Source organism: Kribbella steppae (assembly GCF_004342025.1).
Lineage (GTDB): Bacteria > Actinomycetota > Actinomycetes > Propionibacteriales > Kribbellaceae > Kribbella > Kribbella steppae.
In genome coordinates, this window is the sequence record NZ_SLWN01000017.1 from 64,468 (window position 1) to 78,986 (window position 14,519).

General features: G+C 69.1%; 16 protein-coding genes. 10 read left to right on the plus strand and 6 right to left on the minus strand.

The genetic code is table 11. The annotated features are described in order from the left end of the window. Nucleotides 1–11 precede the first annotated feature (11 nt). From EV652_RS37125 to EV652_RS37140, 4 genes are read left to right on the plus strand one after another with little or no spacing between them, the layout of a single operon-like run. Nucleotides 12–782: an NUDIX hydrolase gene (locus tag EV652_RS37125; RefSeq protein ID WP_132214377.1), complete on the plus strand. Its 771-nt coding sequence runs from the start codon at nt 12–14 to the stop codon at nt 780–782. Continuing rightward, the gene (locus tag EV652_RS37130; RefSeq protein ID WP_132214379.1) at nt 779–1,951 is read left to right on the plus strand and encodes a MarP family serine protease; all 1,173 of its coding nucleotides are present in this window, start codon (nt 779–781) and stop codon (nt 1,949–1,951) included. Before EV652_RS37125 ends, EV652_RS37130 begins: the two co-directional genes overlap by 4 nt. A 42-nt stretch (nt 1,952–1,993) precedes the next feature. Beyond that, the gene (locus EV652_RS37135; RefSeq protein ID WP_242002231.1) at nt 1,994–2,503 is read left to right on the plus strand and encodes a SigE family RNA polymerase sigma factor; all 510 of its coding nucleotides are present in this window, start codon (nt 1,994–1,996) and stop codon (nt 2,501–2,503) included. Between the two features lies 1 nt (nt 2,504). Continuing rightward, complete coding sequence (locus EV652_RS37140) at nt 2,505–3,200, plus strand: hypothetical protein (RefSeq protein ID WP_132214381.1); 696 nt, start codon at nt 2,505–2,507, stop codon at nt 3,198–3,200. Here EV652_RS37140 and EV652_RS37145 read toward each other — a convergent pair. From EV652_RS37145 to EV652_RS37160, 4 genes are all read right to left on the minus strand, one after another. Continuing rightward, entirely contained in the window at nt 3,160–3,963 is an 804-nt protein-coding gene (locus EV652_RS37145) for an alpha/beta fold hydrolase (RefSeq protein ID WP_242002232.1), read from the minus strand. The two genes, EV652_RS37140 and EV652_RS37145, sit on opposite strands and share 41 nt — an antisense overlap. 98 nt (nt 3,964–4,061) lie before the next feature. Beyond that, complete coding sequence (locus EV652_RS37150; RefSeq protein WP_132214385.1) at nt 4,062–4,526, minus strand: phage holin family protein; 465 nt, start codon at nt 4,524–4,526, stop codon at nt 4,062–4,064. A 77-nt stretch (nt 4,527–4,603) separates the two neighbouring features. Beyond that, the gene (nhaA, locus tag EV652_RS37155) at nt 4,604–5,818 is read right to left on the minus strand and encodes a Na+/H+ antiporter NhaA (RefSeq protein WP_132214573.1); all 1,215 of its coding nucleotides are present in this window, start codon (nt 5,816–5,818) and stop codon (nt 4,604–4,606) included. A gap of 71 nt (nt 5,819–5,889) precedes the next feature. Next, on the minus strand, nt 5,890–6,552 hold the full coding sequence (locus tag EV652_RS37160; protein ID WP_132214387.1) for a haloacid dehalogenase type II: 663 nt from the start codon (nt 6,550–6,552) through the stop codon (nt 5,890–5,892). Nucleotides 6,553–6,600: 48 nt separating this feature from the next. Between EV652_RS37160 and EV652_RS37165 the strand changes: the two genes are divergently transcribed. Together EV652_RS37165 and EV652_RS37170 are read left to right on the plus strand one after the other, a co-directional pair. Further along, nucleotides 6,601–7,182: a TetR/AcrR family transcriptional regulator gene (locus tag EV652_RS37165; protein ID WP_132214389.1), complete on the plus strand. Its 582-nt coding sequence runs from the start codon at nt 6,601–6,603 to the stop codon at nt 7,180–7,182. Between the two features lie 383 nt (nt 7,183–7,565). Then, nucleotides 7,566–8,324: a GntR family transcriptional regulator gene (locus tag EV652_RS37170; protein ID WP_132214391.1), complete on the plus strand. Its 759-nt coding sequence runs from the start codon at nt 7,566–7,568 to the stop codon at nt 8,322–8,324. Nucleotides 8,325–8,338: 14 nt separating this feature from the next. Here EV652_RS37170 and EV652_RS37175 read toward each other — a convergent pair whose 3' ends face one another. Then, entirely contained in the window at nt 8,339–9,001 is a 663-nt protein-coding gene (locus EV652_RS37175; protein ID WP_132214393.1) for a sugar isomerase domain-containing protein, read from the minus strand. 46 nt (nt 9,002–9,047) lie between these two features. Then, nucleotides 9,048–9,644: an NAD(P)-dependent oxidoreductase gene (locus EV652_RS37180; protein ID WP_132214395.1), complete on the minus strand. Its 597-nt coding sequence runs from the start codon at nt 9,642–9,644 to the stop codon at nt 9,048–9,050. Nucleotides 9,645–9,718: 74 nt separating this feature from the next. On the opposite strand from EV652_RS37180, the gene EV652_RS37185 reads away from it, so the two are divergent. The 4 genes from EV652_RS37185 (at nt 9,719) to EV652_RS37200 (ending at nt 14,459) form a co-directional block, all read left to right on the plus strand. Continuing rightward, entirely contained in the window at nt 9,719–10,072 is a 354-nt protein-coding gene (locus EV652_RS37185) for a winged helix-turn-helix transcriptional regulator (protein WP_199238616.1), read from the plus strand. A gap of 26 nt (nt 10,073–10,098) precedes the next feature. After that, on the plus strand, nt 10,099–10,545 hold the full coding sequence (locus EV652_RS37190; RefSeq protein WP_132214397.1) for a MarR family winged helix-turn-helix transcriptional regulator: 447 nt from the start codon (nt 10,099–10,101) through the stop codon (nt 10,543–10,545). Between the two features lie 379 nt (nt 10,546–10,924). Then, on the plus strand, nt 10,925–12,859 hold the full coding sequence (acs, locus tag EV652_RS37195; protein WP_132214577.1) for an acetate--CoA ligase: 1,935 nt from the start codon (nt 10,925–10,927) through the stop codon (nt 12,857–12,859). 427 nt (nt 12,860–13,286) lie between these two features. Further along, on the plus strand, nt 13,287–14,459 hold the full coding sequence (locus tag EV652_RS37200) for an IS30 family transposase (RefSeq protein ID WP_439649120.1): 1,173 nt from the start codon (nt 13,287–13,289) through the stop codon (nt 14,457–14,459). Nucleotides 14,460–14,519 lie beyond the last annotated feature (60 nt).

Consider the following 14,519-nt stretch of genomic DNA (forward strand, 5'->3'; position numbering starts at 1 on the left):
GAGGGGCGGCGATGACCTTGGACGGGGTGGAGATTCCGGGCTGGCTGAGGCCGTTGGCCAAGGCGTCCGAGGAAGTGGACCCGAACCAGTTGTCCAGGTTCCTGCCGCCTGACGATCCGTCCGTGCGCAAGTCCGCCGTACTGATCTTGCTTGCTGATGGCAACGACGGACCGGAGGTGCTGCTCACCGAGCGGGCCTGGACGTTGCGCAGGCATGCCGGGCAGATGGCGTTCCCCGGTGGCGGCGTCGATCCGGAGGACGGGACCGGCGACCCGGGTCTGGTGCGGACCGCGCTGCGGGAGGCCGAGGAGGAGACCGGGGTTGATCCGGCCGGGATCGTGCCGTTCGCGGTCTGGCCGGCCTTGTGGGTGCCGGTGAGCAACTTCGGCGTGTCACCGGTGCTCGCGTGGTGGCGGGAGCCGTCGCCGGTGGCCGTGGTCGACCCGGCCGAGGTCGCGTCGGTGCACACCGTGTCCGTGCACGCGCTGGCGGATCCGGCGAACCGGATCAGCTGCCTGCATCCGTCCGGGTTCACCGGGCCGGCGTTCACCATCGGCGAGCTCTACATCTGGGGCTTCACCGCCGGGTTGCTGGACAAATTGCTGATCCTCGGTGGATGGTCGCGCGACTGGGACCCCTCGGTCGTCGTACCGTTGCCCGACCGACTGGTCGAGGCGGCCTGGCGGAGCGAGGGACGGCGGCCGGAGGACGTGCGCCGGCTGACCGCCATCGAGCACGACCTCGGCCAGGCGCAAGGGGTCCAGTCGGAAGGTGTGGAGTGAGCAAGCTCGACTACGCGCTGCTGATCATCACCGGGCTGGTGGCGATATCGGGGTACATCGAGGGCTTCGTGCTGGGCGCCTGTGCCACGCTCGGCCTGCTCGGCGGTGCCGCGGTCGGCGTCTGGGTCGTGCCGCGGGTGCTGGACAACTTCTCGCCGAGTGTCTCGGTGTCGTTCGCGGCGCTGGTGCTGGTGGTGATCCTGGCCTCGATCGGCCGGACGATAGGTGCCGTTCTCGGGTCCAGACTCAGAAACAAGATCTCGTGGACACCGGTCAAGGCCGTCGACGCGCTCGGCGGTGCCGCGCTGGCCGCGGTGTCGGTGCTGATCGTGTCCTGGGTGCTCGGCGTCGCGGTGAGCGGTGCGCGGATCCCGAGCGTGACGTCCGCGGTGCGCGGCTCGCAGGTGCTGGCGAAGGTCGACCAGGTGCTGCCCAACCGGGCCGACCAGGCGCTGCAGGCGTTCAACGACGTGGTGAACACCGACCTGTTCCCGCGGTTCCTCGACCCGTTCGTGCCGGAGCGGATTCGGGAGACACAGCCGCCGGACGGCGAGATCGCCCGGCAGCCCGCGGTCAGGGGGGCGTACAGCCGGATCGCCAAGATCACCGGCGTGGCCAACTGCTCGCGCGGTCTCGAGGGCAGCGGGTTCGTCTACGCGCCGCAGCGGGTGATGACGAACGCCCATGTGGTCGCCGGCGTCGGCGCACCGCAGGTCGAGGTCGACGGGCAGTCGTACGAGGCGAACGTGGTGGTGTTCGACCCCGAGGTCGACATCGCGGTGCTGTACGTCCCCAAGCTGACGATCAAGCCGCTGAGCTTCGACTACACCGGCAAGGCGGACGACCCGGCCGTCGTCCTCGGCTACCCGGAGAACGGCCCGTTCGACTCCGAGCCGGCCCGGATCCGGTCGGAGGAGCGTCTCCGCGGCCCGGACATCTACGGCGACCGGACGGTCACCCGGGAGGCCTTCTCGATCTGGGCCTCGGTCCGCCCCGGCAACTCCGGCGGCCCGCTGCTGTCCAACAAGGGCACCGTGTACGGCGTGGTGTTCGCCGCCTCGGTCGAGGACAACCGCACCGGCTACGTGCTCACCGCCGAGCAGGTCTCCGACGACGCCAAGGAAGGCGCGACGGCCACCCAAGAAGTTTCCACCCAGACCTGCACCTGATGCAGCAAAACCCGGCGGCCATCGCGTTGTAGGGGTGTGACGGTGACGACGGGTGGGACGGGGCGGACGTTGTCGTTCGATGAATTGGTGGTGTCGACCGAGCGACGGCTGCTGCGGCTCGCCCTGATGCTGACCGGCGGGGTGCACAGCGCCGAGGACCTGGTCCAGACGGTGTTCGCCCGGGCACACCGCAAATGGGACCGGATCGAGGCACTGGACAACCCCGAGGCCTACCTGCGGACGATGGTGCTCAACGAGTTCCTCAGCTGGCGCCGCGTGCTGAAGAACCGGGAGTTGCCGGTCGCCGAGCCGGCCGACCGGCCGTCCGGTGAGGACATCGGTGCCCGGCAGGCCCAACGGGACGCCGCCTGGCGATTACTGGCGGAGTTGCCGCGCCAGCAACGCGCCGTACTGGTACTGCGGTACTACGAAGACATGCCCGACGACGAGATCGCCGCCGTACTCGGGTGTGCGCCCGCCACGGTCAGGTCCAACGCGTCCCGCGGGCTGGCAACACTACGGAACCACCTGCCCGCCGAGGAGGAGCGCTGAGATGGCCAGGCTGACAGACGAAGACCTCGAGCGGCTGCTCCGCGAAACCTTTGCGGACAAGGAGGATCTGCTCGACAGCTTGCCGCAAGCAACCAAGCCCCGACGCCCGATCGCCCCGATCCTGCTGGCGGCCGCGACGGTGCTGGTCGTCCTCGGCGGCATCCTGTACGGCGTGAACCGCGGTGCCGAGGTGGAGCCGACACCTCCGGTGGCATCGTCATCCACGACGGACGACGCCGACATCTGGGCCGCGGCGATCGTGGCGATCACGCAGCGGTCCGGCCAGCCGGCCGGCTTGCAGTCGCTGTACGTGGCGAAACGAGCGCCCGGCGCCGACGACGCGAACCAAGAGGCCGCCCGGACATTCTCCACGGCGGAGAGGAATCGGATCTCGGCCCAGGTCATCAAGGACGCCGGCATCCAGGTCGGGTGGCTCGGCACGGGGGCCACGACCGCACAGTGCATTCGGACGCTGGCGCGCGTCTCGGTTGGCGAGGTGGTCGACAAAGGCGACCACAAGGAGGTTCGCACGAGCATCGCCTACAACTGTGGTTCCCACTACACGGTGACCTACCGCATCGAGAAGCGGGATGACTCCTGGACTGTGACCGGAATCGTCGGCGTCCCTGAGGGTGCGGTGCCGTCCAGTTGTCCTGTCAGCGGAAAGACGCCAGCCAGTCCAGAAGCTGGGTGTTGAACAGGTCCGGGACCTCTTCGTGGGGGAAGTGGCCGGCCGGGGTGAGGAGTTCGTGGCGGAGTGGTGCCGTGACCAGGTGCGGAGGGGTTACCGCGGTCGCGGCCACCGCCGGGTCCTGGGCTCCGTGGATCTGCAGCACGGGTACGGCGACCGGCGTACGCATCCTGGCTGAGTACTTGCGGCCGTCAGGGCGCAGCCGGGAGCGGGCGAACCAGCGGTGGTACTCCAGAGCGCAGTGCGGAGCCGGCCAGACCTGCAGCGCGGCGCGGTAGCGCCGGGACGACTCGGCGTCGGGGAACGTGCCGCCAGGCGCGGACCAGGCCCGAAGAAGCCGCTCGATGTGGATGCCGTCGTGCGCGAGCAGGCGACGCTCCGGGAGGATCGGCAGCTGGAACCAGGCCGTATGGGTCAGCGCCTTCGTCTGACCGGACCTGGCCAGCAGCAACGGGTGTGGCGCGGAGACGACTGCCAGACCACGGATCTGTCGCGGTGTGAGTACGGCGGCCGACCAGCCGATGAACCCACCCCAGCCGTGCCCGACGACAACCGCATCGGTGGAGCCGAGGGAGCGGATCACGCCGGAGACGTCCGCAGCGGCGGTGTGGGGGTCGTAACCGCGTGGGGTCTTGTCGCTGGCGCCGTACCCGCGCAGGTCCATCGCGACCGCGCGGTAGCCGGCCGCGGCGACGACCGGCAGCTGGTGCCGCCAGGCCCACCAGAACTCGGGGAAGCCGTGCAGGAAGAGCACCAGTGGACCGTCCACCGGCCCGCACTCCGCGACATGGAACCGTGCCCCGTTGGCCGCCACCAGCGAGTGCGACCAGGGCCCGTCGACCAGCAGATCGACGACACCCGCCGGGCTCAGCGCCGCACGCCCGATTCGCCGGTCGGGCGCGGAGTCGATCCTGCAGGTTCGGTCTCCTCGACGTCCTTGCCGATCGCCTTGAGCACCTCGACCGACTCCTTCGAGGTCTCGATCGCGCGCTGCGGACCCTTCGCGCCGCCGAGGGCGCGCTTGCCGAGCAGCACCAGCACCACGCCGATCAACAGGTAGAGCACAGCAATGATCAGGAAGGCCAGCGCCGGGTGCAGCCCCAGTGCGGTGAGCCCGTACGCCGCCGCGATGGACAGCAGGATGATCGCCAGCACGGCCAGGAAGGCCGCCGCGCCGAACATGCCGGCGCCGGTCCCGGCCGCCACCGCGGTCTTCTTCAGCTCGGTCTTCGCCAGTTCGAGCTCGCCGCGGACCAGGTTGGACAGATCCTTGCTGGCGTTCGCGACGAGCTGCCCGACCGTGGGCTCACTCCCGTTCGGCCCCATCGACATGGCACTCCTTCCACGCGCTCCGTCCCCTGACACTACCGCCGACTCCACCGAACTACGGGTACCCCGACGCGAGAAGGTCAGTCGGCGTACTCGCGATTGCGCCGGGACAGCAACAGTGCCGCGATCAGCGCGGCCAGCAAGGACGCGACCAGTACGGCGCCCTTGGCCCGCTCGACCTGGGCGGCATCGCCGCTGAAGGCCAGCTGGGCGATCAGCAGCGCGACCGTGAACCCGATCCCGGCCAACACCGACACGGCACCCACGTCCCGCCAGGCCAGGTCGGAGTTCAGCTCGGCCCGGGTGAACCGCGCGGTCAGCCACGAGCCGCCGAACACCCCGATCACCTTGCCGAACAGCAACCCGGCGACGATGCCGATCGCAACCGGGTCGGTCAGCATTTCCCGGACCGCTCCACCACTCAACGTCACCCCGGCCGCGAACAACGCGAACAGCGGTACGGCGACGCCCGCGGACCACGGCCGGAGCCGGTGCTCGATCCGCTCGGCCGGTGCGTGCTCCTCACCCGGATCCGCCACCACCCGGGTGACCAGTCCGAGAGCGACCCCGGCGATGGTGGCGTGGATCCCCGACTCTTGCATGCACCACCACGCGCCGATCGCGATCGGAACGTACAGGAACGGCGTCCGGATCCGGCGCCGCTGCAGCAGGTACCACGCCGCGATCAGCGCGACCGCGGCCAGCAGCCAGAGCAGGTGGAACCCGTGCGAGAAGAACACCGCGATCACCAGGATCGCGCCGAAGTCGTCGACCACCGCCAGCGTGAGCAGGAATGCCCGCAGCGCACTGGGCAGCGACGAGCCGACGATCGCCAGTACGGCAAGTGCGAACGCGATGTCCGTTGCCGTCGGCACCGCCCAGCCGTCCGTCCGGCCGTTGTCGGCGGCAAGGTTCACGACCAGGTAGATGATTGCCGGCAGCACCATTCCGGCCAGGGCCGCGACGACCGGGACGACGGCCTCGCTGAGCCGCGACAGCGTGCCCACCACGAACTCGCGCTTCAGTTCGACCCCGGCCAGGTAGAAGAACAGCGTGAGTGCGCCGTCGGAGGCCCATGCCTCGACGGTCAGCGGTCCGAGCTCGGTAACGAGGAGGTGGTGATAGGCGTCCTGCCAGGGCGAGTTGGCCCAGACCAGCGCGACCACCGCGGCCGCAAGCAGAAGCAAACCACCGGTCGTCTCGGCCCGGAGCGTGTCGGCGAGGATCGCCCGTTCCCGCCCCAGGATGCGCGGGAACGCACGCTTCTTCTGCCGGATCCGCGGCGGCTCGCTCATCGTCAGGCCCTTCGGGTCGGGGTCGGTCGGACGATCGCCGACCAGACTTCCCGGCACACCGGGGAGAGAGTCTACCTGGCGATCTGCTCCGCCAGCGCTGCGAAATCCGGTACCACGAGGTCCGGTGGGAGGAACGCCGTCGGGTACGGCGTCGCCCGCCGGTCGAGGTAGAACCCCTGCAACCCGGCGCGCCGGGCACCGTCGATGTCCCACGGATGCACCGCGGCCAGGCCCATCCGCTCGACCGGGACATCGCAGACCGCGGCGGCGTACCGGTAGGCGTCGGGATGCGGCTTCCAGCGCTGGGGTTCGGCCACGTCGAGTCGGTGCTCGAGCAGCGGCATGATGCCGCCGTCGGTGAACATGCGCTCGGACATCGCCGCCGAGCCGTTGGTCAGGGTGATGATTCGCAGACCGGCGTCCCGGAGCCGGCGCAGACCCGGCTCCACGTCCGGATGCAGCGACAGTTGGGTCATGCCGGACAGGACGCCGCTGATGGTGTCCTCGGTGGGCTCGACGCCCGCGTCGGCGAGTTGGGTTGCCAGGACGTCGCCGGCCACCGTGCGGAAGTCGGCGTACGTGCCGGCCGCGGTCAGCGCGAACCCGTCCCGCAACGTCGACGCGAACCACACGTCCAGGCTGTGCGCCGGCAGACCGGCCGCGACGAACCTGTCCCGCATCGGCTCCAGATCCGACATCGTCTCGTTGACGTCCAGCACCAGCACGTCGATCATCGCAGCTCCTCTATCTTGGACCAGTTGTTCCAAGATAGGATGATCCGCATGGCGGATGTCAAACATTTCGACGAGGCGGCCGCGCTGGCCTCGGTCGAGTTGCTGTTCTGGCGTCGCGGCGTGGCGGGCACCGGGATCCAGGACGTCGTCGCTGCCACCGGGCTGAGCCGGTCGAGTCTCTACAACGCGTTCGGCGGCAAGGACGAGCTCTACCTGGCGGCGGTCCGGCGTTACCTGGACCATCGGTCCCGGCCGATGTTCGACCGGCTCGCCACCGACAGGCGCGGATTGCCTGGTGTGGCCGCGTTCTTCGACCGGCTGCTCAGGCTGCGGTGTGCCGGTGAGTTCGCCGGCTGGGGGTGCCTGGTCTCGAACGCGAACGCGGACAATCCGCCGCCCGCGGCCCGGCCCCTGCTGGCCGAGCACCATGCTGCGCTGCGGGACGCCTTCGCAGCGGCCCTGAAAGATTCTCAGGTCAAGCAGCAGTTGCGGGACGGGGTCGAGGTGGACGACGCGGCGGAGCTGCTGACGTTGCTCGCCTACGCGGTCAACCTTCGCTCGCGCTCCGGAGCCACCCGCGCCCAGCTCAAGGCGGCGGTCAACGCCGCGCTGGCCGGCCTCGCCCGCTGATCAGGCACCGACCTCGCGCAACGTGTCACCAAGCAGGTACTCCCGGTGCGCCAGCCGTTCTCGAGTACGTCGAGCCGACCGGACAGAGCGTCGTACGCCTGCTGCCCTTCGCCCTTGCCCTGGCGCTTCTACTCTCCGCTCGGTGCGCTCTCCTCCACGAACTGTGCAGGGCTCATAGCGTTGGAACTACCCCGCCCCGGGAATCGCCCAGTCCGCCCGGTCACTGGCCGTGAACCGGGAGCGGACGTTACAGTCTGGCTGACAAGGTCGTCCACGACAGCGGTGTCGCGGACAGCCGGCACAACCGAACGATCAGGAGCACGCCCCGGCTCGCGTCCCCCGGCAACCGGTTTGCCGGGCACATTCCCAGGGATACTGACCTCATGGCCCGCCCAAGGAACAACCCCGGCGACCTCGCCGAACTCCCCACGGAGCTTCGGACCGATCGGCCGAAGGGTGACCAGATCCGCGAGATTCTGGAGAAGCTCACCCGTTCGCTGGCCGTCGGCACCGTGCTGCCGTCCGAGCGTGTGCTCGCCGAGCGCTTCGGCGTGGCCCGGATGACGGTGCGGCAGGAGGTGGACCGCGTGGTGGCCGAGGGCCTGGCCGCCCGGCGCCCCGGCGGCGGCACCTTCGTGGCCGAGCCGCGCCCGTCCCGGATGCTCGCCTCGTCGTTCAGCCAGGACATGATCAACCGCGGGATCAAACCCGGCGCCAAGGTGCTCGAGCACCGCGTCGGCACCGCGGACGAGGACCTGGCCCGCGAGCTGGAGGAGCCGGTCGGCACCCCGGTCCTGCACCTGATCCGCCTCCGCACCGCCGACGGCGAACCGATGGCGGTCGAGCGCACCGCGCTGTCACTGCACCGCTACCCGGGCCTCGAGGACGTCGACTTCGCCGAGACCTCCCTGTACGGCGAGCTGTCGTCGCGCTGGGGTGTCACCCTCGGCATGGTGTCCGCGTCGATCGTCGCAGCCCCGCCGGACCCGGTCGACGCCGAACTCCTCGAAATCGACTCCTCCACGCCCTGCCTGATCATCACCTCAGCACCCCGGACCGCATCCGGCGAAGTCATCGAATTCGGCCGCTCCGTCTACCGCTCCGACCGCTACGACATCACCGTCGCCTACCGCGCCACGTAGTACACCCACGCGTGCTACACGTTCAGACTGCGTAGCACGTTTGGGGTTTCGCCGCGGTCGGCGAGTCGGCTGACGATCTCGACTGTCAACGCCTGGACGAGCATTGCGCCCACCAGGGTCGACGTTGCGCCGGTTCGCTCCGGGCTGCCGGCGACTTCGATCAGCGCGTCACCTGGTTCGCCGCAGTTGTCGAGGACCACGTCGGCCACCTCGAACAGCCGCTGACCGCCCGGAGCTCGCGAGCTCACCGCCGTACTGTGTGCCAACGACGTCAGCGCGATCACCTTCGCGCCCTTGGCCTGGGCCCCGATCGCGAACTCCACCGGTACGGCGTTCCGGCCCGAGTTCGACACGATCAGTACGACGTCGCCCGGACCGATGTCGTTGGTCTGCAGCAGTACGTCGGCCAGCCCGCTCAACCGCTCCAGCAACGAGCTCTTCAGCAGCCCCTCATGCAGCATCAGCCCGGGCTCGAGCACCGCCCGCACATCGGCCAGCCCGCCGGCGCGTCCGTACAGCTCCTCCGCGATCACGTGACTGTGCCCGGTCCCGAACACCCAGAACACCTTGGCGTCCACGACCAACTCGGCCGCCTGCGCGATCGCGTCCCCTTGCGTCTCCGCGGCCCGCGCCGCAATTTCCAACGCCCGCCGCATGAACTCCTCAGCCCCAGCCATGCGCCCGAACCTACCGGCATCCGCCGTAGGACCCCCAGAAATCCGGCTAGACCACTCCGAGGGTTTGTCGATGGTGAGCCGCACGGTCGTACTCGTCCAGCAGGGCGATCGCGAAGTCGGCGTACGAGGTCAGAGCGGTGACGTCGCCAGGGCCGAGGCGGTAGCTGCCGGTGCGGCTTGGGTCGGCGTGGTTGAAGTCGCCGGCCGGGGCGAGCGACACCCAGTCGAGGCTGGACGCGGCGAAGATGTCGAGCGCGGCCTGATGGGCCAGGAAGAAGGACCGGTACTCCTGCGGATAGCCGGGCGAGTCCATCAACGGGGTGCCGTCAGCGCCGGGCAGGTTGGACGCCAGGCCGACCCAGATCAGGCGGCCGCCCGGTAGGCCTCTGACCAGAGCGTGAGCAGCCCGAGGGAAGAAGTCGGACGGATCGGCGCCCCCGTCGTACACGGCTGCGATCACCGCGTCATGACCAGCGGCCAGCTCGGCGATCCGCCCAGCGTCCGTCACATCCCCCGCGACCAGCCCCGGCGCTCCGTCCGTCGTACGGGCGACTGCCGTCACCTCGTGACCGCGGGACCGTGCTTCGTCGACGGCCGCCCGGCCCGCCCGTCCGCGTGCGCCGATGACCAGAATCTTGCCCATCACAACCTCCTCGGTTTCGCTGATGCGGCGACCGTAGAAGGCGACGTAGTTACCAATTGGGTACCGTGAACGGCGTGGAGGCACTGCGGTCGGACATGTTCGAGGAGATCTGCCCGTCGACGTTGCTGCCGTTCCGGATCGGTGGGGACAAGTGGTCCGCGCTCGTGATCGCGTGCCTGAAGGACGGTCCGAGGAGGTTCTCCGAGCTGCGGGTGCCGTTGGCGCGGGTGTCACCCAAGGTGCTGACCCAGTCCCTGCGCGCGCTCGAACGTGACGGCTTCATCCTGCGGACGCAGTACGACGAGCCGGTACGACGCGTGACGTACGAGCTGACCGACCTCGGCCGCAGCCTGCTCGAACCAATGCGGGTCATGTGCGAATGGGCCACCGACCACTGGGACGAGCTCCTGGATGCGCGCGAATCGTAGGTACGGCCAACGCTAGACTCGCAGCCATGGACGAGCAGACGCCGAGTGTGTTGTTGCAGACGCCCAGCTGGTTGCTGACCCAGAGCGCGGCGCACGCAGGGCGGATCATCGGCGAGGCTTTCGCCGCCGGCGGCGCCCGGATGTACCACTTCCGCCTGCTCGCGACCCTGGTCGAGTTCGGCCCGGCCAGTCAGGCGGCCCTCGGCCGGCACACCGGCATCGACCGCAGCGATGTCGTTGCCGCTCTCAACGAGCTGGCAGCCGACGGGTACGTCGACCGCACCCCCGACCCCGAGGATGGCCGCCGCAACATCATCACCCTCACCGCGTCAGGCCGCCGCCAGCACAAACGCCTCGCCGCCTTGGTGGCCCAGGCCCAGGACGAGATCTTCGCCCCACTCACCCCCGCTGACCGGGCCCGCCTGATCACCCTCCTCGGCCGGCTGCTGGCCCATCACCAAACCGGCAGCTGAGCGCGCGCGGCCTTCTGAGTACGACGCACGCGGTGCTCCCGGGCGTGGACACGCCGCCGGGCCGCCCAGGAGATCTTCCGCGGGGAAGTCTCGACCTGCTGCTGAGGAGTCTGCATCGCGTTCACACTTCTACCGATGCACGACCGGCCCGATCGGTTCCGTCGTACCGTGAAAAGGTGCCGTTCGACCGAAAATCCGATCGGTTGAGCGCAGATCGGGTGCTGCTGGGCGATACGGCGGTTCCGTGCCGGGGGCCGCATTGGTAGAAAGGTGACCGGGCGCTCCAGCGCGCCGAAGCTAGCGAGGAGGAGTCCGCGTCGTGACGAATGCAGAGTCACCCCAGTCCGAAGCCGCCCAGTCGGAGGCCCTGTCGAACCTGATGCACGAGGAGCGTCGGTTCGAGCCGCCGGCCGACCTCGCCGCGAACGCGAACGTCAAGGCCGACGCCTACGACACCGCTGCCGCCGACTTCGAGGGGTTCTGGGCCGAGCAGGCCAAGCGTCTCACGTGGGCGACCGAGCCGACCGAGACACTGGACTGGAGCAACCCGCCGTTCGCCAAGTGGTACGCCGACGGCAAGCTGAACGCGGCGTACAACTGCGTCGACCGGCACGTCGAGAACGGTCTCGGCGACAAGGTCGCGTACTACTTCGAGGGCGAGCCCGGCGACACCCGCGAGATCACCTACGCCCAGCTCAAGGACGAGGTCAGCAAGGCGGCGAACGCGCTGCTCGAGCTGAACGTCCAGGCCGGTGAGGTGGTCGCCATCTACATGCCGATGATCCCCGAGACCGTGGTCGCCATGCTCGCTTGCGCCCGGATCGGCGCCCCGCACACGGTCATCTTCGGAGGCTTCTCCGCGGACGCGCTCAAGGGCCGGATCCTGGACTGCGACGCCCGCGTCGTGATCACCGCCGACGGCGGCTACCGCCGAGGCGCCCCGGCCGCCCTGAAGCCGGCCGTCGACGCCGCGCTGGCCGACTGCCCGGACGTGCGCAACGTGGTCGTGGTGAAGCGCACCGGCCAGGAGACCGCGATGACCGAGAACCGCGACCTGTGGTGGGAGGACTTCGTCGGCAAGCAGTCGACCGAGCACACCCCGGAGGCGTTCGACGCCGAGCACCCGCTGTACGTCATGTACACCTCCGGCAGCACGGGCAAGCCGAAGGGCATCCTGCACACGACCGGCGGCTACCTCGTGGGTACGGCGTACACGCAGTGGGCCGTCTTCGACCTCAAGCCCGACACCGACGTCTACTGGACCGCCGCCGACATCGGCTGGGTCACCGGTCACAGCTACATCGTGTACGGCGCCCTCGCGAACGCGACCACCTCCGTCCTCTACGAAGGCACCCCGGACACGCCGCACCAGGGCCGCTGGTGGGAGATCGTGCAGAAGTACAAGGTCTCCATCCTCTACTGCGCGCCGACCGCGATCCGCACCTTCATGAAGTGGGGCGCGGACATCCCGGCGAAGTTCGACCTGTCCTCGCTGCGCGTCATCGGGTCGGTCGGTGAGCCGATCAACCCGGAGGCCTACATCTGGTACCGCGAGAACATCGGCGGCAACAACGCGCCGGTGGTCGACACCTGGTGGCAGACCGAGACCGGGATGCACATGATCTCGCCGCTGCCGGGCGTGACCGCGGGCAAGCCGGGTGCCGCGATGAAGGCGATCCCGGGTGTCAGCGTGGACGTCGTCGACGACGCCGGCAAGCCGGTGCCGGACGGTTCCGGCGGCTACCTGGTCATCACCAAGCCGTGGCCGGCGATGCTGCGCACGCTGTGGGGTGACGACCAGCGGTTCGTCGACACGTACTGGTCGCGCTGGCCAGGCGTGTACTTCGCCGGTGACGGTGCCAAGAAGGACGAGGACGGCGATCTGTGGCTGCTCGGCCGGGTCGACGACGTGATGAACGTGTCCGGTCACCGGCTGTCCACCACCGAGATCGAGTCGGCGCTGGTCTCGCACCCGAAGGTCGCCGAGGCCGCGGTCGTCGGCGCGTCCGACCCGACCACCGGTCAGGCGATCGCCGCCTTCGTGATCTTGAGGTCCGAGGCCGGCGACGGTGGTCCGGACGTCGTCCAGGAACTCCGCAACCACGTCGCCAAGGAGATCGGCCCGATCGCCAAGCCACGCCAGATCATGGTCGTCGCCGAACTCCCGAAGACCCGCTCCGGCAAGATCATGCGCCGTCTCCTCCGCGACGTCGCCGAGAACCGCGAGGTCGGCGACGTCACCACCCTCGCCGACTCCACCGTCATGGATCTCATCAAAACCAACCTGGCCGCAGGCAAGGCCGACGAGGAGTGACCTTCGTCCCGACAACGGCCCCGGCACGGCGGGTTCACGTGGTCGTCGCAACACCTCGATTTGAGGAGTTGCGGCGGCCATGTCGTTTTTGGAGGATTCCGAGCGTCACGGTGATGCTTTGGTGCGGATGGTGGATTCGGGGGTCGCGGTAGCGGCGGCGTGTGAGGTGTTGGGGATCAAGCGCGGTCGTGGCTACGAGATCCTGCGAGCACGTGGCGGTGGGTCTGGCCGGCGGACGGTCATCACCGACGCGGTGCGGGGGCAGGTCATCGCTGTGTTCGCCGAGTCCGCCAGCATCAACCGTGCAGCGATCGCCTGCGGGGTGAGTCATGGCACTGCCCGGCGGATCCTGGTCGCGGCCGGGCTGGTTGGTGCGGCGACGGCCGTGAGGGGCAAGGCGCAGGCGAAGGCGCGGTTCACCGAGTTGATCGAGTCGGGATGGTCGATCACGCGCGCGGCCCAGGAGGTGGGCGTGAACCGGCGCACCGGGCAGGACTGGCATCGCGGAGTCCGCAAGGTGAACAACACCCGGATCCATCCCGACGGGCGGGTCGTGGACTCCGGCACCGGGACCCGGTATCTGAGGTCCATGACCGGACCAGCTGGGGTTGTGATCAGTGAGCGTTACCTGTGCCTGGATGAACGGCTGGCGATCGCCGACGGGCTGATCAACAAGCTCACCCTCACCGCGATCGCGGCCGGTATCGGCAAGAACAAGTCCACGATCTCGCGTGAGGTCGGTGCACACAGCATCGAAGGGCTCTACCTGCCGCACCAGGCCCACCGTGACGCTGCGACCGCCCGGGCCCGGCCCAAGACCTGCAAGCTGGTCACCGATCCGGTACTGCGCGGCCAGGTCGAGCAGGGCCTGGAGAAGAAGTTGTCACCGGAACAGATCTGCAACAGGCTCGTCAAGGACTTCCCCGATGACGAGAGCATGCGCGTGAGCCACGAGACGATCTACCAGGCGCTGTACTTCCAGGCCCGTGGCGGCCTCAAACGCGAAGTCGTCACCGCGCTGCGCACCGGACGGACCCGCCGCAAACCCCAACGCCAACCCGACCAGCGCCGGCCCCGGTTCGTCGACGAGATGATCATGATCTCCGACCGGCCGGCCGAGGCCGAAGACCGCGCGGTCCCCGGCCACTGGGAAGGCGACCTGATCATGGGCGAGAACAACCAGTCCGCGATCGCGACCCTGGTCGAACGCGCCACCCGCTACACAATGCTGGTCCACCTGCCCGGCGGCCACGACGCCGAGCAGGTCCGCGACGGCCTCATCGCCACCATGAAGACCCTGCCCGAGCACCTGCGCGGCTCGCTGACCTGGGACCAGGGCTGCGAGATGGCCCGGCACAAACAGTTCACCATCGCCACCGACATCGCCGTCTACTTCTGCGACCCGCACTCACCCTGGCAGCGCGGCACCAACGAAAACACCAACGGACTACTCCGCCAGTACTTCCCCAAAGGCACCGACCTGTCCGCCCACGGACCCGAAGACCTCGAACACGTCGCCCAAGAACTCAACGGCCGACCACGCAAAACGCTCGACTGGGACACCCCAGCCGAGCGCCTGCGTGATCTACTCACCACCTAGAAACCAAGGCGGTGTTGCGACGACCCCTTGAAACCGCCCACCCGCCGGGGCCGTTGTCGT